The 19,226-nt window shown below is 66.2% G+C and carries 17 protein-coding genes; 10 read left to right on the top strand and 7 right to left on the bottom strand.

Features of this window, described 5'->3' with window-relative positions; all coding sequences use genetic code 11:
* Positions 1-11 precede the first annotated feature (11 nt).
* On the bottom strand, positions 12-1,088 hold the full coding sequence (locus NW198_RS05550) for a hypothetical protein (RefSeq protein WP_258340346.1): 1,077 nt from the start codon (positions 1,086-1,088) through the stop codon (positions 12-14).
* 157 nt (positions 1,089-1,245) lie between these two features.
* On the bottom strand, positions 1,246-1,680 hold the full coding sequence (locus tag NW198_RS05545; protein WP_258340345.1) for a DUF1893 domain-containing protein: 435 nt from the start codon (positions 1,678-1,680) through the stop codon (positions 1,246-1,248).
* Positions 1,681-1,995: 315 nt separating this feature from the next.
* Here NW198_RS05545 and NW198_RS05540 point away from each other — a divergent pair, with 315 nt between their 5' ends.
* Positions 1,996-2,769, top strand: coding sequence for a transposase (locus tag NW198_RS05540; protein ID WP_258340344.1), 774 nt, complete (start codon positions 1,996-1,998; stop codon positions 2,767-2,769).
* An 81-nt stretch (positions 2,770-2,850) separates the two neighbouring features.
* On the opposite strand, the gene NW198_RS05535 is transcribed toward NW198_RS05540, so the two are convergent.
* Together NW198_RS05535 and NW198_RS05530 are read right to left on the bottom strand one after the other, a co-directional pair.
* A complete protein-coding gene (locus NW198_RS05535) occupies positions 2,851-3,855 on the bottom strand; it encodes a GGGtGRT protein (protein WP_087315672.1) in 1,005 nt (334 codons plus the stop codon).
* 18 nt (positions 3,856-3,873) lie between these two features.
* Positions 3,874-4,608, bottom strand: coding sequence for an iron-sulfur cluster assembly scaffold protein (locus NW198_RS05530; RefSeq protein ID WP_258340343.1), 735 nt, complete (start codon positions 4,606-4,608; stop codon positions 3,874-3,876).
* A gap of 175 nt (positions 4,609-4,783) precedes the next feature.
* On the opposite strand from NW198_RS05530, the gene NW198_RS05525 reads away from it, so the two are divergent.
* Both NW198_RS05525 and nudC read left to right on the top strand, forming a co-directional pair.
* Positions 4,784-5,704, top strand: a complete 921-nt coding sequence (locus NW198_RS05525; RefSeq protein ID WP_258340342.1) for a DMT family transporter — start codon at positions 4,784-4,786, stop codon at positions 5,702-5,704.
* Positions 5,705-6,050: 346 nt separating this feature from the next.
* Positions 6,051-6,944 carry an NAD(+) diphosphatase gene (nudC, locus tag NW198_RS05520; protein WP_258340341.1) on the top strand — a complete coding sequence of 298 codons (894 nt, stop codon included), beginning with the start codon at positions 6,051-6,053 and terminating at the stop codon, positions 6,942-6,944.
* A gap of 81 nt (positions 6,945-7,025) precedes the next feature.
* On the opposite strand, the gene NW198_RS05515 is transcribed toward nudC, so the two are convergent.
* The 3 genes from NW198_RS05515 to NW198_RS05505 form a co-directional block, all read right to left on the bottom strand.
* A complete protein-coding gene (locus NW198_RS05515) occupies positions 7,026-7,286 on the bottom strand; it encodes a helix-turn-helix transcriptional regulator (protein WP_258340340.1) in 261 nt (86 codons plus the stop codon).
* Between the two features lie 42 nt (positions 7,287-7,328).
* Positions 7,329-7,817: a hypothetical protein gene (locus tag NW198_RS05510; RefSeq protein ID WP_087315662.1), complete on the bottom strand. Its 489-nt coding sequence runs from the start codon at positions 7,815-7,817 to the stop codon at positions 7,329-7,331.
* Between the two features lie 384 nt (positions 7,818-8,201).
* Positions 8,202-9,032, bottom strand: coding sequence for a Cof-type HAD-IIB family hydrolase (locus NW198_RS05505; protein WP_258340339.1), 831 nt, complete (start codon positions 9,030-9,032; stop codon positions 8,202-8,204).
* A gap of 158 nt (positions 9,033-9,190) precedes the next feature.
* Between NW198_RS05505 and NW198_RS05500 the strand changes: the two genes are divergently transcribed.
* From NW198_RS05500 to leuB, 7 genes are all read left to right on the top strand, one after another.
* On the top strand, positions 9,191-10,726 hold the full coding sequence (locus NW198_RS05500) for a 2-isopropylmalate synthase (RefSeq protein ID WP_087315658.1): 1,536 nt from the start codon (positions 9,191-9,193) through the stop codon (positions 10,724-10,726).
* A 1-nt stretch (position 10,727) separates the two neighbouring features.
* The gene (gene leuC / locus NW198_RS05495; protein WP_258340338.1) at positions 10,728-11,990 is read left to right on the top strand and encodes a 3-isopropylmalate dehydratase large subunit; all 1,263 of its coding nucleotides are present in this window, start codon (positions 10,728-10,730) and stop codon (positions 11,988-11,990) included.
* Positions 11,991-12,500: 510 nt separating this feature from the next.
* Positions 12,501-13,526, top strand: coding sequence for a Gfo/Idh/MocA family oxidoreductase (locus NW198_RS05490; protein ID WP_087315654.1), 1,026 nt, complete (start codon positions 12,501-12,503; stop codon positions 13,524-13,526).
* A gap of 148 nt (positions 13,527-13,674) precedes the next feature.
* Positions 13,675-15,153, top strand: coding sequence for a xylulokinase (xylB, locus tag NW198_RS05485; protein WP_258340337.1), 1,479 nt, complete (start codon positions 13,675-13,677; stop codon positions 15,151-15,153).
* A gap of 206 nt (positions 15,154-15,359) precedes the next feature.
* The gene (locus NW198_RS05480) at positions 15,360-16,862 is read left to right on the top strand and encodes an L-fucose/L-arabinose isomerase family protein (protein WP_258340336.1); all 1,503 of its coding nucleotides are present in this window, start codon (positions 15,360-15,362) and stop codon (positions 16,860-16,862) included.
* Positions 16,863-17,170: 308 nt separating this feature from the next.
* Entirely contained in the window at positions 17,171-17,677 is a 507-nt protein-coding gene (locus NW198_RS05475) for a 3-isopropylmalate dehydratase small subunit (protein ID WP_258340335.1), read from the top strand.
* Position 17,678: 1 nt separating this feature from the next.
* The gene (gene leuB, locus NW198_RS05470) at positions 17,679-18,809 is read left to right on the top strand and encodes a 3-isopropylmalate dehydrogenase (protein WP_258340334.1); all 1,131 of its coding nucleotides are present in this window, start codon (positions 17,679-17,681) and stop codon (positions 18,807-18,809) included.
* Positions 18,810-19,226 lie beyond the last annotated feature (417 nt).

Genomic DNA, 19,226 nt, shown 5'->3' with positions numbered 1-19,226 from the left:
AGGTTTCCTTTCTAGTCCTTGTCCTCGTACTTGTCGGCGAGATCTTCCACGTCCTGGTCCCCGAACTTCTCGAGCGGGGTGTTGAGGATGTCCTCCATCCTCCGCTGCTCCTCGTCCTGCTTGGCCTTGCGCTGCTTCACGACGTAGGCGATGGCGCCGCCCACGGCGATGACGAGGACCACTCCTCCCACGACGAGCAGGGTGGTCTGGCCGCGCTGCTCGTCCTCGGCCGCGGCCATGATGTGGTCAGCGGTCTCGGAGAAGGCGTCGGAGAACACCTCCTCGTCGGTGGCGGCATTGTTGTAGGCATCGTTGAGCTCGTCGGCGAGCACGTTCAGGGCCTCGGAGTCCATGACGGCGGAGGCGGCGGTCCCCACGGTGTAGCCGCAGTTGAAGGTGCCGTTTCCGTCGTCGCAGAAGACGAGCAGGAAGTGCCCCTCGTCCGAGAAGAGCTCGGGGTAGAGCCGCTCGGCCTCGGCGGTGAGCTCGTTGACCGAGGACGTGGTGCCGTTGGGCAGGATGTAGACGTAGGGCTGAACGCCGGTCTTGTCGAAGAACTCCTCGAGGCCGCGTGTGAGGCGCCCGGCGTCGTGGATCCAGTCGCCGTCAGCGTCGGTGTAGTAGTCGGTCTTGGTGACGGCGTCCGCAGGGAGCTTCTCGCGGACGGTGCCCGACGCGACCGTCGTCTGGCTCTCGGAGTAGGAGGGCCCGAAGGAGGCGACGCCGCAGGTGGAGAGGCTTGAGGTCAGGGCCGCAACGAGCAGGACCGCGAGCAGGATGCCGACGATGCCCCCCAGGCACCCGCAGCCGCCCCCGCCCCCGGCGACCGGAACCCCCACGGAGGCCCGACGGAACCCGCCGAAGAAGGGGACGCCCATGTGAAAGACCGGCCGAGGCGCATAGCCGCCGCGGGGCCCCGGGGGAGGCCCGCCCGCGCCCCGCGCGTCAAAGCCGCCCGAGCGCCCTCCGGAACGGCCTCCTGAGAAGCCGCCCCCCGAGAACCCTCCCGAGCGACGGCCCCCACCGGAGAAGCCGCCGGAGCGACCCCCGCCGGAGAAGCCGCCTCCGCCTCCGCCAGATCTGCCCATGCCGTGTCCTTCTCGTCAGTGTGCCTGCCGTCAAGTATGACTGATTTTGCCGTTGCCCGCGCGGGCTCAACTCGGCACGAAAAAAGCCGAGAAGAACGGTCCCTGAGGTCGTCCTTCTCGGCTGGCGATTGCGCGAGGCTGCTGCTTCGGCGCGTCCCTACACGCCGAGCGCCATCTGCTTGGCGCGATCCATCAGGACGCCCACGGCCTCGTAGGGCTCCCAGACGTTGGTGACGGAGGAGTCCATGGGGCACTGGCCGTTGTTGGCACGGTTCTGGATGTGACGGACGAGCGTGTCATAGCTCGTGGCGATGCCGGAGCACAGAAGGACCGCGCGGCCGGTCCAGGACATGACGGGGGAGAAGACTGCGTCGGGGCCCAGCACGGCGTAGAGCAGCGCGGGCGCCTTGCCCACGACCTTGTCCGCGACGGAGAACCCGCGCAGGCTGCGACCGTCCTTGATCATCTTGAGGAGGGGCTTCACGCCGCGCTCGCGGCAGACGTGGATCTCGTCCCCGCGCACGGCGACGAGGGTCGCGTCCTTCTCGGCGATGAGCAGGGCGCGAGCAAGATCGAGGTCGGTGGCGTCCATGTCTTCAATCCTCCCAGATTCGTGGGTGAATCAAGTCAGCGGGTACTCTACCACAACGGCTTTTGCCGGCAATACCGCTCGCCGAAATCGATATCACAGGTCGGATGTGACAACCCAACCTGTCCTCGCTTGACACTGGCGTCAGGTTATATTGTCAACCCTTCTCTTGCCGCTTTCTGCCGCGCGGCTGCCACGTCTCTATCACGCAGCTATCAGAATACTATTACACAACAAGATAAAAACACATCATAAAACTTGACTATTAGGAGGTTGAGAGGAACTATTCTGCCACCTATCGAAAGGGGGGGGGACAAGGTGGCTGTTGGCGGAAGATCGTTGTCGGAGTCCGGCTACTATCATGTGGTGTCAAGAGGCAACGGGCGGCAGAACATCTTCGAAAGCGACGATGATCGCCGCTCCTTTGTCGAACTCCTGAGCGTCTTTGCCGGGAGAAATGAAGTCGGCGTGATCGCTTGGTGCCTGATGGGCAATCACGTGCACCTGATTTTGCGAGATGACCAAAGTCGCCTGAGCGAAACCATGCAGTGCCTGCTCACGACATACTGTCGCAGGTTCAATCGCAGGGAGCGACATGCGGGACACGTGTTTCAGGCGAGGTTTAGCAGCGCCCCCATCGAGGATGACCGTTATCTGCTCGCCGCCGTGCGGTATGTCCACCTCAATCCCGAGCGCGCCGGGATTTGCCCGGCGTCAGAGTACAAGTGGAGCAGCTACCGAGAGTATGTCGGCACTACAGAGCCAAAGGTCTCGGATACCGCGGTCGTGCTTGACATGCTCGGTGGCCCCGCGGGGTTTGTCGAGCTATGCGCCTCGGCTTCGGCGGGCATGGTCTCGTATTCGCCCCATTCGCTGTGCAGGACGCCCGACGAGGTGGGTGCTCTTGCGCGGTCGCTGCTTAGTGACGCGGGGCTGGCATTGCCATCGGATGTCAAGGCGCTGCCGCGTGCGGAGAGGAACGAGGCGCTGCGGCTCCTGCGAGCAGGCGGTCTCTCGATACGAGAAATCGAGCGGGTGACGGGGGTGGGCAGGGGGACGGTTCATAACGCCGTCCGGGAGACCGAAAGTTGACACTATAACCTGACGATATTGTCAAAATAACGGGCCGCCACCCGGAGGTGGCGGCCCGAGCCAAGACGCTGGCGAGAAGAACTAGCCGTTGAGCGCGGCGTTGACGGCGACGGCGCAGGCGACGGTCGCACCGACCATGGGGTTGTTGCCCATGCCGATGAGGCCCATCATGTCGACGTGCGCGGGCACCGAGGAGGAGCCGGCGAACTGGGCGCTGGAGTGCATGCGGCCCATGGTGTCGGTCATGCCGTAGGAGGCGGGGCCGGCGGCCATGTTGTCCGGGTGCAGGGTGCGGCCGGTGCCGCCGCCGGAGGCGACGGAGAAGTACTTCTTGCCGGCGAGCACGCGCTCCTTGAAGTAGGTGCCGGCAACCGGGTGCTGGAAGCGCGTCGGGTTGGTGGAGTTGCCGGTGATGGAGATGTCGACGTTCTCGTGCCACATGATGGCAACGCCCTCACGGACGTCGTCGGCGCCGTAGCAGTTGACCTCGGCGCGCGGGCCGTCGGAGTACGGGATGGTCTCCACGACCTTGAGCTCGCCGGTGAAGTAGTCGAACTGGGTCTTCACGTAGGTGAAGCCGTTGATGCGGGCGATGATCTGGGCGGCGTCCTTGCCGAGGCCGTTCAGGATGACGCGCAGCGGCTTCTTGCGGGCCTTGTTGGCGTTGAGCGCGATGCCGATGGCGCCCTCGGCGGCCGCGAAGGACTCGTGGCCGGCCAGGAACGCGAAGCACTCGGTGTCGTCACCGAGGAGCATGGCGCCGAGGTCGCCGTGACCCTTGCCGACCTTGCGGTCCTCGGCGACGGAGCCGGGGACGCAGAAGGCCTGGAGGCCCTCGCCGATCATGGCGGCGGCCTCAGAGGCGCTCGTGGCACCCTTCTTGATGGCGATGGCGCAGCCGCAGACGTAGGCCCACTTGGCGTTCTCGAACGCGATGGACTGGACGCCCTCGACGATCTCGCGCGGGTTCACGCCCTTGTCGAGGCAGATCTGCTCGGCCTCCTCGAGGGAGGAGATGCCGTTCTCAGCGAGCACCTTGTTGATCTTGTCGATGCGGCGCTCATAGCCCTCAAACGAAACTGCCATTTGGTTTTCCCTCCCTTTCTACTCGTGAACGGGGAAGACGTTGGCGACCGTGTGGGTCTCCTCGTCCGTGCGCGGATCGATGTACTTGGCGGCGTTCTCCCACTGGCCGTAGTGGCCCATGGCGCCGGCGATGGCGTCCTCGGGGGTCTTGCCGGCCTTGAGGGCCTCGGTGAACTTGCCGAGGTTCAGGAACTCGAAGGCGATGATCTCGTTGTTCTCGTTGAGCGCCATGCGGGTGACGTAGCCCTGGGCGAGCTCGAGGTAGCGGGCGCCCTTGGCCTTGGTGCCGAACATGGTGCCGACCTGGGTGCGCAGGCCCTTGCCGAGGTCGTCGAGGGAGGCGCCGACGGGCAGGCCGTCCTCGGAGAAGGCGGTCTGGGAGCGGCCGTAGACGATCTGGAGGAACAGCTCGCGCATGGCGACGTTGATGGCGTCGCAGACGAGGTCGGTGTTCAGGGCCTCGAGGATGGTCTTGCCCGGGAGGATCTCGGAGGCCATGGCGGCGGAGTGGGTCATGCCGGAGCAGCCGAGGGTCTCGACGAGGCACTCCTCGATGACGCCCTCCTTGATGTTAAGGGTGAGCTTGCAGGCACCCTGCTGGGGCGCGCACCAGCCCACGCCGTGCGTGAGGCCGGAGATGTCCTTGATCTCCTTGGCCTGGACCCACTTGCCCTCCTCGGGGATGGGCGCGGGGCCGTGATATGCGCCCTTGGCGACGGGGCACATATTCTCGACTTCTGCGGAATACTGCATGTAATGCTCCTCTCCGTGGTGTTGAGGTCGGTGCCATGCGACCGGTCCTTGCCAGTCAGGGTCTAGTTTACGGCAAAACGGTCCGCGCATGAGTCCCGACGGCGTCGTTTTTCGGGCGCTCGCTCGCCGGCGTCCCGCGAGTGGGCTGCTATAATCGCGCTCCATGAATGCGGAAATGGACAGAGCGGTTACGAGGGGCGCGCGCCCCGGGCGACGTGCCGTGCCCCAGTGGGCCTGGAAGGTCGCCCTCGCCTTCTCTGCCGCCATCTGGGGCGGCTCGTTCGTCGTGATGAAGGACACGCTCGACGTCATCCCGCCCGCGTGGCTGATGGGCATCCGCTTTCTCGTGTCCGCGCTCATCGTGGGCGCGCTGTTCTGGCGCACCTTGCGTGACAATTTCGACCTGAGCCATCTCGTGATGGGTACCATCCTCGGCGTGGCATCGGGATCTGCCTTCGTGGTGCAAAACATTGGCCTCGACGACACCACCCCTGGTCGCAACGCCTTTCTCACCGCCACGTATTGCGTGATGGTGCCGTTTTTCAACTGGGCCGTCACGCGCCGCAGGCCCGAGGCAAACAACCTCGTCGCGGCGGCGCTCGCCATCGTGGGCGTGGGGCTGGTCGCCCTCGGCGACGACCTCTCGCTGATCATGAGCGGCGGCGACTGGCTCACGCTCGCCGCCGCGGCGCTCTTCGCCGTGCACATCGTGCTCGTGGCGCGCTTCTCCTCTGCTCACGACGTGATGACGCTTACGGTGGTCCAGCTTGCCGTGAGCGCGCTCGTCGCGCTTGGGACGGCGGCTCTCACCGAGACCCCGCCCGACCCGGCCATCTTCTCATCCGCCGACGTGTGGCTCTCGCTGGCCTATCTCGTCTTGCTCTCCTCGTGCGTGTGCATGGTGGTGCAAAACCTCGGGCAGGCTCACGTGCCGCCCGCCCAGGCGTCGCTGCTGCTCTCTCTGGAGAGCGTCTTTGCCGTGGCCTCCAGTGTGATCTTCTACCATGAGCTCGTGACGCCTCGCATTGCCGTGGGCTTTGGAACCATCTTCGTGGCGGTGCTGGTGAGCGAGCTCCTCGTGCGTCGGCGGGACTAGGCCTGGTCGGACGCGCGGGCGCTGCAAAATCGAGTTCCAATCCATATTGCTGATGGCGGCAACGCAAAACCTCGCTTCGATCCATGGAAAAATGGGCTCAAAGCGGGAGCGTGAGGGCGCCGTCAGGACAAAACCGCAGATGGCGATTATTCGTTTTGGCCCGGAGGCGTGAAAACCCATGGATCGAAGCGAGGTTTTGTTTTCGGCGCGAGCTCATTATGGATCGAAGAGCGGTTTTGCATGAAAGCGGCGTCTCCCGCCCATGGATTTCCGAGTCCGGGCCGGCCGTCAAGCGTCATGATGTCAGGCAGCAGCCATTTTCGTGGGACCCACGTTGGGAGGAAGCATGATTCAGGAGGTCGGTCCAGGGCACGTCTATGACAACCGCTTCTCGTCGCTCGAACCGGCGGATGCGGACTATGTCCTGCATTTCACGAGCGACGGCTGTCTCGCGCGGGTCACGCACGTGGGTCGCGCGGACGCCGACGCCGGCGACGCAGGCGAGGAGGTCGAGCTTCCGCGCCTGGGAGACTACACGCGCAGGCCGGGCCGCACGATCTACCTCTTCTCGCTAGGGGAGGACCGATTCTTCCTCGCCCTTGACGACCGGGTTGCCGCGCCTGCGGGCTTTTCGTACGAGTCCGTGAGCTGGCTGCGCCGAGCCGAGCCGCAGCATCTGCTGTTTGCTGCCGCCACGGGCTCCCAGCTCGACCGCTGGTATCGCGGCAATCGCTTCTGCGGCCGTTGCGGCGCGCCGACCGAGCTCGCCCCGGCGAGCCGCGAGATCGTATGCCCGGAGTGCGCCCACATCGTCTACCCCAAGATCTGCCCAGGCATCATCTGCGCCGTGACCAGCTGCGACGGCAATGACGAGAAGATCGTGCTCACGCGCTACGCCGGCCGCACCACGGCGCTCTGGGCGCTCGTCGCCGGCTTCACCGAGATCGGGGAGCCGCTCGAGGACACGGTGCGCCGAGAGGTGATGGAGGAGGTGGGGCTGACCGTCAAGAACCTGCGCTTCTACAAGAGCCAGCCGTGGAGCTTCACGGACACGCTGCTCGTGGGCTTTTGGTGCGAGGTCGACGGCGACCCGACCATCGCGGTGGACCGCACCGAGCTCAAGGAGGCGCGCTGGTTCTCGCGCGCCGACATCCCCCTCGAGCGGACGGGGGACCGGGCGAGCCTCACCGGCGAGATGATCGAGCGCTTCCGCCTCATGGGGCGCGCCGCCTGGGAGTGAGCGCCTCGTCGTGACGAACGAGAGGAGGGGGCGGCGGGATGTCCCGTCGCCCCCTCTCGCGTAGAGCTCGCGTGGGTGAGTCTACTGGTAGTTGCGCTCGCGAATCTCGCCGAGGGACTGCTCGGCGGCGGCCTCCTCGGGCGACAGGTAGTCGATGAGGTCGCCGGGCTTGCAGTTGAGCACCTGGCAGAGGGCCTCGAGCGTCGAGAAGCGCATGCCGCGGATGTGCCCGTTCTTGATGTTCGAGAGATTGACCGTGGAGGTGCCGATCCGCTTGGCAAGCTCCGTCGACGTGATCTTCCTCTCCGCCATTACGCGGTCGAGCCTCATGACAATGGGCACCTCGTCACCTCCGTGAACGTTTTTTACATAGGACTATATTATCTAAACGAAGGCGTCGGAATCCTCCTTAAGAGCGTTTCCATATCGAACGACCATCGCCAGGCAGACGAGAAACACCATCAAGACGGCGCCCTTGAGATCGAGGTCGACGTCGAGGGCGAGCGACTCCAGGGCCCCTGCCGGCGCCGTCCCGGCGACCACAAGCTCGAGCAGCAGATGGCCGAGCAGCAGCACGGAGGTCATGACGAGGCGCGTCGACTGGGCTCCGCCGAAGGGGGAGTCGTCCCTGCAGAAGTGCCTCAGGAACTCCGCGAGCAGGAAGATCGTGCCCAGCGTCATGCACTGGGAGAGGACGAGGGGCACCTCGAAGAGCAGGATGTCCCGGACGTCCGGGAGGCCCTTCCTGACGAGCAGAAGGCAAAACGCGATCTCCGCGATAGTCCCGAGCCCAGCGGCGCCGTGAAGGGCGACGGCGCCAAAGCGCGACCAGCGCCGCGCGACGCGACATTCCCTGTTGAGTGATGAGTCCATGTTCTTCTCCTCATGATTGAAAACAGAATCAAGGTGATAACCGGGGGATGTGTTTCGTGCTGGCGTGTCGTTGCCTGACGGACATCACCTCCCTTAGCAACTTCACCGTGTTCAAATGAGAGTTCTTCAATGATAGTTTTCAAACTGAAAACGTTTTCAGCTATGCCGTCAGCGGTATGAATTAACGGTCAATTGGTTATAGCGCAATGCTAATTCGTATAAACAGAAAGTTTTAATATCAAGCTATTGGAGTTGAAGAATGTGGGCCCATACGCAGAACGCGGGGCAGCGCTGGTCACAACGACGTCGCTACGCTGCGGCGTCGCCCGACGTCTCTTGTCAATTGTGAGCAGGGGGGGGGGGTCGTCCCGGGCGCCCGGCAGGTCACGCGCCGAGCACGAACCGCTCGATCGCCTCGGCGACCCCGCCGGCGTTGTTGTCGTCATCGCAGACGTAGCCTGCGGCGGCCCGGGCCTCCTCGGAGGCGTTGGCGACCGCCACGCCGAGCCCTGCGGCGCGGATCATGGGGACGTCGTTGGAGTTGTCCCCGATGGCCATGGTCTCCCCCGGAGCGATGCCCAGGTGCTCAGCGAGCGCGAGCAGGCCCGCGCCCTTGTTGATGCCGGGCGCGTTGAACTCGAGGTAGCGGTTGGAGGAGTAGACGACGTCGAGGCCCGCGGTGAGCCCGGCGGCGGCGAGCTCGCGCTCGGTGCGGCGCAGCTCGTCCATGTCGAGGCTCATGAAGAGGAGCTTGACGACGACCTCGCCGTTCTTCTCGACAAAGTCGAGCGTGGGCTCGTGGGTCTCGACGATGTTCATGCGGCCTTCGATGTAGGAGCGCTCGACGGGCCAGTAGTTGTAGAGGTAGACGTGGTCGAGCGTGTAGACGTGAACGCAGAGCCCGCGCTCGATGCCCGCCTGGTAGAGGGCCTCGGCCACGTCGGGCGCGAGCGAGCAGGTGGTGAGCGGGCGGGAGGTGTCCGCGTTCTCGGTGAGCACGCCGCCGTTGAAGGAGATGACGTACTCGCCGGCCGCGTCGAGGAGCCCGAGGTCGGCCAGGGTGTCGTTGACCGACTCAAACGGCCTTCCCGTGGCGGGGACGAAGCGCGCCCCGCGTTCGCGCGCCGCGGCGATCGCCCGGCGGACGCGCTCGGGAATGCGGTGCTCGTCGTCGAGCAGGGTCTCGTCGAGGTCGCAGGCGATGAGACGATACATGTGGCTCCTTTCGTCGGCCACGTCACATTGTAGACGCGCCCCTGTTTGTTACGGCGCAGAATCCATCTGCCGCCCACGCCGCCCCGACGCGCACCGTTTTAGGCATAATCGTGCACTAACACTGGGCCACTGCGCCGCAGACGAGAAAGGCCAACACCATGACCAGGAAGATTCACATCTTTGACACCACGCTGCGCGACGGGGAGCAGTCCCCCGGCGCCTCCATGAACACCGAGGAGAAGCTCGTCGTCGCCCAGCAGCTCATTCGCATGGGCGTCGACGTCATCGAGGCGGGTTTTCCCATCTCCTCCCCGGGCGACTTCCGCTCCGTGCAGGAGATCGGCCGTCTCGCGGGCGACTCCTGCGTGGTCTGCGGCCTCACACGCGCCGTCGAGAAGGACATCGACCGCGCGGCCGAGGCGCTCGCGACGGCCAAGCGCCCGCGCATCCACACCGGCATCGGCGTCTCGCCGAGCCACCTGCGCGACAAGCTGCGCATTACCGAGGACGAGTGCGTCGAGCGCGCCGTCCACTGCGTTGAGTACGCCAAGCGCTACGTCGAGGACGTCGAGTTCTACGCCGAGGACGCCGGCCGCGCCGACCAGGCGTTCCTCGAGCGCGTGATCCAGGCCGTCGTCAAGGCCGGCGCCACCGTCGTGAACATCCCCGACACCACGGGCTACCAGCTGCCCGAGGACTTCGGGCGTCGCATCAAGGGCCTCGCGGACAACGTCATCGGCATCGAGGACGTCATCATCTCCGTGCACACGCACAACGACCTCGGCATGGCCACGGCCCTTGCCCTCCAGGGCGTCAAGAACGGCGCCCGCCAGATCGAGTGCACCATCAACGGCCTGGGCGAGCGCGCCGGCAACACCGCGCTCGAGGAGGTCGTCATGGCCATCAAGATGCACGGCGAGGAGCTCGACGCCCACACCGACATCGTGACCCAGGAGCTCACCCGCGCGAGCCACCTCGTCTCCCGCATCACCGGCATGAGCGTCCAGGCCAACAAGGCCATTGTCGGCGCCAACGCCTTCGCGCACTCCTCCGGCATCCACCAGGACGGCGTCCTCAAGGCGCGCGACACCTACGAGATCATCGACCCCGCCGACGTGGGCGCCGCCGGCTCCGAGATCATCCTCTCGGCGCGCTCCGGCCACGCCGCGCTGCGCCACCGCCTCTCCGAGCTCGGCTACACCTTCGCCGACACCGAGTTCGACGAGGTCTACCAGCGCTTCCTCGAGATCGCGGACCAGAAGAAGGAGGTCTACGACGAGGACCTCGAGTCGATGGTCCAGGAGCGCCAGCGCGACGTCGCTGCCGTCTACACGCTCGATGCCCTGCAGGTCTCCTGCGGCGACCCGCTGATCCCCACGGCCACGGCCACGATCACCGACGAGCTCGGCGTGGCGCACGTGGTCGCTGCCACGGGCACCGGTCCGGTCGACGCCGCCTACCAGGCTATCGACAAGGTCGTGGCGGTCCACGGCGACCTCGCGGAGTTCTCCGTCAAGGCCATCACGCGCGGCATCGACGCCATCGGCGAGGTCACGGTGCGCATCACCGCCGAGGACGGCCGCGTCTACACCGGCCGCGGCGCGGACAACGACATCATCGTCTCGAGCGCCAAGGCCTACGTCAACGCGATCAACCGCATGATCCAGACCACGCGTTCCAAGGAAGGGAAGTAGCATGGCACGTCCCCAGACGATGGCCGAGAAGATTCTCGCCGCCCACGCCGGCCTTGAGGAGGTCGTCCCCGGCCAGCTCATAGAGTGCGACCTCGACCTCGTGCTCGCCAACGACATCACGGCGCCCATCGCCATCAAGACGGTGCGCGAGATCGGCGCTGGCATCTTTGACCGCGACAAGGTCTGCCTCGTTCCCGATCACTACGCCCCCAACAAGGACATCAAGAGCGCCGAGCAGACCAAGGTGACCCGCGACTTTGCCCACGAGATGGGGATCACCCACTACTACGAGCAGGGCTGCATGGGCATCGAGCATGCGCTGCTCCCCGAGCGCGGCGTCGTGGTGCCCGGCGACCTCGTCATCGGCGCCGACTCCCACACCTGCACCTACGGCGGCATCGGCGCCTTCTCCACCGGCGTGGGCTCCACGGACGCCGGCGTGGGCATGGCGACCGGTCGCGCCTGGTTCAAGGTGCCCGAGACCATCCGCATCGTCGTCGACGGCGAGCTGCCCGAGGGCGCCTCTGCCAAGGACATCATCCTTTACGTCATCGGCAAGATTGGTGTGGACGGCGCGCTTTACTGCGCTATGGAGTTCGCGGGCTCCACGATCGAGGCGCTCTCGGTGGAGGGACGCCTCACCATTGCCAACATGGCCATCGAGGCCGGCGGCAAGGCGGGCCTGTTCGAGGTCGACGACACGTGCCGCGAGTACGTGAGGCGCCGCACCCAGCGCGCCTTCGTCGAGTATCACCCCGACGAGGACGCCGTCTACAAGCAGGTCATCCACATCGATGCCGCCGACATTGTGCCGTGCGTCTCCTGGCCGCACCTGCCCTCCAACACCCATCCCGTCACCGAGAGCCGCCACATCAAGATCGACCAGGCCGTCATTGGCTCCTGCACCAACGGCCGCATCGAGGACATGCGCGCCGCGGCCGAGGTGCTGTGCGGGCGCACCGTCGCCGACGGCGTGCGCTGCATCGTCATCCCCGCGACCCAGGGCGTCTGGCTCCAGTGCGTCCACGAGGGCCTGATGGACATCTTCATCAACGCCCACTGTGTGGTCTCCACGCCCACCTGCGGCCCGTGCCTGGGCGGCTACATGGGCATCCTCGCGGCGGGGGAGCGCTGCGTCTCCACGACCAACCGCAACTTCGTGGGCCGCATGGGCGACCCCACCTCCGAGGTCTACCTGGCGAGCCCCGCCGTCGCGGCCGCTTCGGCCGTCGCGGGCCACATCGCCCTGCCGTCCGACCTGTAAGGTCTCTGACCTGCCCGGGAGCCCCCGGTCTTTCTCACCAAGCTCAGCGCTCGCTGCGCTCGCTCGCTTCGTGATTCGCTTGGCGAGAAGGACCGGGGGCTCCCTGCTGCCTCGCGTTCTTCTCGCATGCGGCATATGCCTGCAAAATCGATCTTCAGTCCATATTCCTATCCCGCGAAAAACAAAAGTCGCCTCCGATCCATGGAAAAATGCGACTGCGACGGCTTCTCGACGAGGGTCCGAGAGAAAAAGTCCAGTTGAGCAAAAGCACCCGCGTCCTTGAGTCTCCATTTTTCATGGATCGGAGGCGACTTTTGTTTTCGTCGACGACTAAAAATGGATCGAAGGTCGATTTTGCGGCCATGTGCCGCTCGCGCCGGAATCGGGGCCTCTGGCCGCGCCGCGCGCCGCGCCCGCCGGGTTCCCCCTTCCCTGAAATCGATATCCGGGTACTAGAGTCGGCCCCGAGGTCGGCCGCATCGGACGGCCGCGCGAGGGCAGGGAGCAACGATGGAGAAGGTCAAGGTTGTCCAGTACGGGTGCGGAAAGATGTCCAAGTACATCCTGCGCTACCTCTACGAGCACGGCGCGCAGATCGTGGGCGCCATCGACGTGGACCCGGCCGTCGTTGGCCAGGACGTGGGCGATTTCGCCGGCCTCGGCGTCAAGACGGGCATCGTCATCTCCGACGACGCCGACAAGGTCCTCGACGAGTGCGACGCCGACGTGGCCGTCGTGACCCTCTTCAGCTTCATCAGCGACATCTACGACCACGTGGAGAAGTGCGTCTCGCGCGGCATCAACGTGATCACCACCTGCGAGGAGGCCATCTACCCCTGGACCACCGCCGCGGCGCAGATCAACCGCCTCGACGCGCTGGCCAAGGAGACCGGCTGCACCATCACCGGCAGCGGCATGCAGGACATCTACTGGATCAACATGGTGGGCATCGTCGCCGGCGGCATCCACAAGATCGAGAAGATCAAGGGCGCCTACAGCTACAACGTCGACGAGTACGGCCTGGCGCTCGCCAACGCCCACGGCTGCGACCTCACGCCCGAGGAGTTCGAGGCCAAGATCGCGCACCCCGCCGAGTTCGAGCCGTCCTACGCGTGGAACGCCGTCGAGGCCATCTGCAACAAGCTCGGCCTCACGATCAAGTCCATCGAGCAGAAGCACGTCCCGTACGTCGCCGATCAGGACACCTACTCCGAGACCCTCGGCAAGACCATCGAGGCCGGCCGCTGCCTCGGCATGTCCGCGGTGGTCACGGCCGAGACCATGCAGGGCATCACCGTCGAGGAGGAGACCATCGGCAAGGTCTACGGCCCCGACGACGGCGACATGTGCGACTGGTGGATCTCCGGCGAACCCGACACCGAGTTCCACGTGGTCAAGCCCGCCACGGTCGAGCACACCTGCGCCACGATCGTGAACCGCATCCCGCAGCTGCTCGCAGCGCCCTGCGGCTACGTCACGGCCGACCAGCTCGAGCCCAACGCCTACCTCACCTACCCGATGGAGTACTACTGCTAGGAACCGCTCGCCAGAGCCTGACCGCGCCCGGGGCCGACCGCTCGGCCCCGGGCTTTTGCGTCGGCGGCTTTGACGCTATAACCTGACGTCAGCGTCAATTTGACGATGACGTCAGACAACAATGTCAAGTTCAGACGAGGGGGCTGCCATGTACTTCATCGGCGTCGATCTGGGAACGTCCGCCTGCAAGTTCCTGCTCATGGACGAGCACGGCGAGATCCTCAATATCGCGAGCAGGTCCTACGACGTCGAGTACCCGCGCCCCGGCTGGAGCCAGCAGGACCCGGCGGACTGGTGGCGCGCGGTGCGCGAGGGCGTGCCGGAGCTGCTCGCCGGCTTTGACGCCTCCCGGGTGGCGGGCATCGGCTGCGGCGGCCAGATGCACGGCCTGGTTGCGCTGGACTCCGACGACGAGGTCATCCGCCCTGCCATCCTCTGGAACGACGGCCGCACCGTCGAGCAGGTCCGTTACCTCAACGAGGAGGTGGGCACCGCGCGCCTGCTCGAGCTCACCGGCAACATCGCCTACGCTGGCTTCACCGCGCCCAAGCTCCTGTGGATGCGGCAGGAGGAGCCCGAGCTCTTCTCCCGCATCGCGCACGTGCTGCTGCCCAAGGACTACCTGAACCACCTGCTCACGGGCGCGTACGCCACCGACGTCTCCGACGCGTCCGGCACACTGCTCTTTGACGTGGCGCGGCGCACGTGGAGCGACGAGATGCTCGCGCTCTGCGACCTCACCGCGGCGCAGATGCCGCGCGTCCACGAGAGCTACGAGCCCATCGGCACGCTGTGCCCCGAGGTCGCCGAGGAGCTGGGGCTCCCGAGCGGCGTGGTCGTGGCAGCCGGCGCGGGCGACAACGCCGCCGCCGCGGTGGGGACCGGCGCCGTGGGCGCGGGCACGATGAACATCAGCCTCGGCACGTCCGGCACCGTGTTCATCCCCACGGCGAGCTTCTCGGCAGGCGTGGGGGACCGCATCCACTCCTTCTGCCACGCGGACGGGGCCTGGCACCTCATGGGGTGCATCCTCTCGGCGGCGAGCTGCAACGCCTGGTGGGTGAACGACGTGCTCGGCACGGACGACATGGCGGCCGAGCAGGCGGGGATCGACCCCGCGAGCGCGCCGGCAGACCTCCCGTACTTCCTGCCGTACCTCATGGGCGAGCGCACCCCGCTCAACGACGTCAACGCCCGCGGCGCCTTCGCGGGCATGAGCATGTCCACCTCGCGTGCCGACCTCACGCGCGCCGTGCTCGAGGGCGTGGCCTTCGCCGTGCGCGACTCGGTGGAGATCGCGCGCTCGCTCGGCGTCGACGTGGCGTCCTCGACGGTGTGCGGCGGCGGCGCGAAGAGCCGCCTGTGGCTCCAGATGCTCGCCGACATCCTGGGCATCGAGCTCGTCCTGCCCACGACCGAGCAGGGGCCGGGCTACGGCGGTGCCATGCTCGCCGCCGTAGCCGCGGGCGCGTGTGGCTCGGTGGGGGAGTGCGCGCGGGAGCTGGTGAGCGAGCGCGAGCGCATCGCGCCCAACGCAGCCCTGGCGGGGGAGTACGAGCGCCGCTATCAGATCTGGCACGGGCTCTACCCTGCGCTCAGGGAGTCGTTCGCGCGGATGGGGGCGTAGCGGGCGGACGTTCTTCTCGCCAAAACATATAAACGTTTATAAACAACGAGAAGAACGACGACTTGCTCGGAGACTGCCGATACCGACAGAAAAGCTACCGTTCGCAGATTTCTGACGCTACTAAACGTTTTCTAAACGGACCCTAGAGATAGCGCAATTTCAAAGGGGCGCCGCCGTCTGCGGCGTCTCGGGGAGAGGAGATAGACATGGCACTCAAGTCCAGCAACATCCCTGACGTCAAGCTCGGCATCGTCGCGGTCTCACGCGACTGCTTCCCGATCGAGCTCTCCGAGCGCCGTCGCGCCGCCGTTGCGGCCGCCGTCGCCGAGCTCGGCGTCGACGCCGTCGAGGTCAAGAAGACCGTCGAGTCCGAGGCCGACGTCGAGCCCGCGCTCGCCGAGGCCGTCGCCGCCGGCGCCAACGCGCTCGTGGTCTTCCTCGGCAACTTCGGCCCCGAGACCCCCGAGACCCTGCTCGTCCAGAAGTTCGACGGCCCCGCGATGTGCGTCGCGGCCGCCGAGGGCGACGGCGACCTGGTCAACGGCCGCGGCGACGCCTACTGCGGCATGCTCAACTGCAGCTACAACCTCGGCATGCGTCATCTCGCCGCCCACATCCCGGCCTACCCGGTGGGCACCGCCGCCGAGGTCGCCCAGATGATCAAGGACTTCGTGCCCGTGGCCCGCACGATCATCGGCGTGCGCAACCTCAAGATCATCACCTTCGGCCCGCGCCCGCAGGACTTCTTCGCCTGCAACGCCCCGATCAAGGGCCTCTATCAGATCGGCGTGGAGATCGAGGAGAACTCCGAGCTCGATCTGCTCGTCGCCTACAAGGCCCACGCGGGCGACCCGCGCATCGCCGACGTCTGCGCCGACATGGCCGCCGAGATGGGCGAGGGCAACTACTACCCCGACCTCCTCGGGCGCATGGCGCAGTTCGAGCTTACCCTGCTCGACTGGGCTGAGCAGCACAAGGGCGCCCGCAAGTACGTGGCCTTCGCCGACAAGTGCTGGCCGGCCTTCCCGGAGGAGTTTGGCTTCGAGCCGTGCTTCGTGAACTCGCGTCTGGCCACCCGCGGCATCCCCGTGGCCTGCGAGGTCGACATCTATGGCGCCCTCTCCGAGCACATCGGCATGTGCGCCTCCGACGACACGGTGACCCTGCTCGACATCAACAACTCCGTGCCCGCCTCCCTCTACCAGGAGCAGATCGCCGGCAAGTTCGAGCACGACTGGCAGCTCACCGACACCTTCATGGGCTTCCACTGCGGCAACACCCCGAGCTGCAAGCTCTGCGCCGACCGCGCGGTCAAGTTCCAGCTCATCCAGCACCGCCTGCTCGAGCCCGAGGGCTCCGAGCCCGACTTCACCCGCGGCACCCTCGAGGCCGACATCGCCCCGAGCGAGATCACGTTCTACCGCCTGCAGTGCGACTCCGACGGCGTCCTGCGCAGCTACGTCGCCGAGGGCGAGGTCCTGCCGGTCCAGACGTGCTCCTTCGGCGGCCGCGGCGTCTTCGCGATCCCGGAGATGGGCCGCTTCTACCGTCACGTCCTGATTCAGAAGCGCTACCCGCACCACGGCGCGGTGGCCTTTAACCACTGCGGGCGCGCCCTCTTCGACGCCCTGCGCTTCCTCGGCGTTGAGGACATCGCCTACAACCAGCCCAAGAGCCTTCCGTACCCCACGGAGAACCCCTTCGCGTAAGGGCGCTTGCCGCTGACATAGCCTGATCCTCCGGACGGGTTCTGAGAGCAGTTCCGTTAATGCTCGAAGAACCCGTCCCCCTTTTCGTCGGGTCGGGAAAGGCCCCGCGCTACAATCGCCCCACACATCAGCCTACCGGTGGAGGTCCCTCGACGGCGCGAACCGCGGCAAGACGGTCCCTCCCCGGCCGCACGTTCTTCTCGACTCCGAGGGCCGGCGGGCATGTCCCGCGCGCAGTTCTTGCGTAGCAAGCTGTCTGAGCACGGGGCATGCCCGCCGGCCCCCACCTGCGCACAGAAAGGACAACGATGCAGTTCAAAGGGACCGTCTTCCGCTACGGGCGCGACATCGACACCGACGTCATCATTCCGGCGCGCTACCTCAACACGTCTGACCCGGCCGAGCTCGCCAAGCACTGCCTCGAGGACCTCGACCCCACCTTCGTCAGCCGCGTGAAGCCGGGCGACATCGTGGTGGCCGACGAGAACTTTGGCTGCGGCTCGTCCCGCGAGCACGCGCCCGTGGCCATCAAGGCCGCCGGCGTCTCCTGCGTCATCGCCAAGAGCTTCGCGCGCATCTTCTACCGCAACTCGATCAACATGGGCCTGCCCATCCTCGAGTGCCCCGAGGCAGTCGACGCCATCTCCGACGGCGACGTGGTCTCCGTCGACGCCGACACCGGCGCCATCACCGACGAGACCACGGGCGCCGTCTTCCAGGCGCAGCCGTTCCCGCCGTTCATCCAGGAGATCATCACGGGCGGCGGCCTGGTCGCGCGCACCAAGCGCGTCATGGCCCAGAAGGGCGGTCGGTAGCATGGCGAGCAGGACCTATCGCGTTTGCACCCTTCCGGGCGACGGCATCGGCCCCGAGATCATCGCCGAGGGCAAGAAGGTCCTCGCCGCGCTGGGCGAGAAGTACGACGTCGAGTTCGTCTGCGAGGACCAGCTGATCGGCGGCGCCGCGATCGACGCCACCACGGAGGCGGGCGGCCCGGTCTCGGCGCTGCCTCCCGAGACGCTCGAGGCGGCGCGCGCCTCCGACGCCGTCCTGCTCGCCGCGGTGGGCGGGCCCAAGTGGACCGACACCAAGGTGGGGGCCGTGCGTCCGGAGCAGGGCCTTCTTGCCATCCGCAAGGAGCTCGGGCTCTACCTCAACCTGCGCCCGGTGCGCATGTTCGACGCGCTGATCGACGCCTCCTCGCTTAAGCCCGAGGTGCTGCACGGCGTCGACCTCATCATCGTCCGCGAGCTCACGGGCGGCCTATACTTTGGCGGCCACGAGCGCACGATGGGCGTCGAGGGCGCCGGCGTGGGCGGCACGCGCGGCGAGTACGCGCGCGACGTCCTGGAGTACTCCGAGTACGAGGTCGACCGCGTGGTACGCTGGGCCTTTGACGCGGCGCGACGCCGTCGCGGCGTGGTCCACTCCGTCGACAAGGCCAACGTGCTTGACACCTCGCGCATGTGGCGCGAGGTCGCCCACAACATCGCCGCCGAGTACCCCGACGTGACGCTCGAGGACATGTACGTCGACAACGCCGCGATGCAGCTCATCGCCAACCCGGCGCAGTTTGACGTGCTCGTGACCGAGAACACCTTCGGTGACATCCTCTCCGACGAGGCCTCGATGCTCACGGGCTCGCTCGGCATGCTCGCCTCCGCGAGCCTGGGCGACGGCACGGCCCTCTACGAGCCGAGCCACGGCTCGGCGCCCGACATCGCCGGTCAGGGCATCGCCAACCCGATCGCGCAGATCCTCTCCGTGGAGCTGATGCTGCGCTACAGCTTTGGCATGGACGCCGCGGCAGACGAGCTTGCCGCCGCGGTCACGCGCGTGCTCGACGAGGGCTGGCGCACCGTCGACATCGCCGACGAGTCCACTCCCGCAGACAAGGTGCTCGGCACAGCCGCGATGGGTGACAAGATAGTGGAGGCCCTGGGCTAGACGCTCCAGGCTAGGGGGCCCAGGAGATCCGGCGCTCAGACAGCTTGCCGTGAAGGACGCGGCAAGAACTCGCGGCGGACCTCCTGGGCCTCCTTTCTGTCGGTGGACATTCCGGCGGAAGGTGCGTGACGTCCGTGGCTGTCTTCGGCATGGCCCAGACGGGAATCGCAGCTGCAAAAGCTGCCTCCAATCCATATCTCTGGTGCGCCGGGAACAAAAGTCGCCTTCGATCCATGAAGATTGGCGACAAAACCCTGCCAAAAATAAACTTAGATTCTTGATATTCAATCTACCTGCGGATCTTCTTGACCGACGTTTCGGGGACACCTTCTGTCGTGGCCAAACATGTCGAAATAGCATGGATCGAAGACGGGTTTTGCTTTGGCCGGGCGTGGAATATGGACTCAAGGCTCGTTT

Source organism: Thermophilibacter sp. ET337, from assembly GCF_024733715.1.
GTDB lineage: Bacteria > Actinomycetota > Coriobacteriia > Coriobacteriales > Atopobiaceae > Thermophilibacter.
The sequence above is the reverse complement of the archived record's forward strand: the minus strand, read 5'-3'. Positions and strand labels throughout refer to the sequence as shown.

Excerpts from the sequence above, each read along its gene's own strand:
- leuC (WP_258340338.1), top strand. The coding sequence starts at position 10,728 with ATGGCACGTCCCCAGACGATGGCCGAGAAGATTCTCGCCGCCCACGCC.
- NW198_RS05525 (WP_258340342.1), top strand. The coding sequence starts at position 4,784 with ATGGACAGAGCGGTTACGAGGGGCGCGCGCCCCGGGCGACGTGCCGTG.
- NW198_RS05510 (WP_087315662.1), bottom strand. The coding sequence starts at position 7,817 with ATGGACTCATCACTCAACAGGGAATGTCGCGTCGCGCGGCGCTGGTCG.
- NW198_RS05530 (WP_258340343.1), bottom strand. The coding sequence starts at position 4,608 with ATGCAGTATTCCGCAGAAGTCGAGAATATGTGCCCCGTCGCCAAGGGC.
- nudC (WP_258340341.1), top strand. The coding sequence starts at position 6,051 with ATGATTCAGGAGGTCGGTCCAGGGCACGTCTATGACAACCGCTTCTCG.
- NW198_RS05545 (WP_258340345.1), bottom strand. The coding sequence starts at position 1,680 with ATGGACGCCACCGACCTCGATCTTGCTCGCGCCCTGCTCATCGCCGAG.
- NW198_RS05490 (WP_087315654.1), top strand. The coding sequence starts at position 12,501 with ATGGAGAAGGTCAAGGTTGTCCAGTACGGGTGCGGAAAGATGTCCAAG.
- NW198_RS05505 (WP_258340339.1), bottom strand. The coding sequence starts at position 9,032 with ATGTATCGTCTCATCGCCTGCGACCTCGACGAGACCCTGCTCGACGAC.
- NW198_RS05475 (WP_258340335.1), top strand. The coding sequence starts at position 17,171 with ATGCAGTTCAAAGGGACCGTCTTCCGCTACGGGCGCGACATCGACACC.
- NW198_RS05500 (WP_087315658.1), top strand. The coding sequence starts at position 9,191 with ATGACCAGGAAGATTCACATCTTTGACACCACGCTGCGCGACGGGGAG.
- xylB (WP_258340337.1), top strand. The coding sequence starts at position 13,675 with ATGTACTTCATCGGCGTCGATCTGGGAACGTCCGCCTGCAAGTTCCTG.
- leuB (WP_258340334.1), top strand. The coding sequence starts at position 17,679 with ATGGCGAGCAGGACCTATCGCGTTTGCACCCTTCCGGGCGACGGCATC.
- NW198_RS05535 (WP_087315672.1), bottom strand. The coding sequence starts at position 3,855 with ATGGCAGTTTCGTTTGAGGGCTATGAGCGCCGCATCGACAAGATCAAC.
- NW198_RS05550 (WP_258340346.1), bottom strand. The coding sequence starts at position 1,088 with ATGGGCAGATCTGGCGGAGGCGGAGGCGGCTTCTCCGGCGGGGGTCGC.
- NW198_RS05480 (WP_258340336.1), top strand. The coding sequence starts at position 15,360 with ATGGCACTCAAGTCCAGCAACATCCCTGACGTCAAGCTCGGCATCGTC.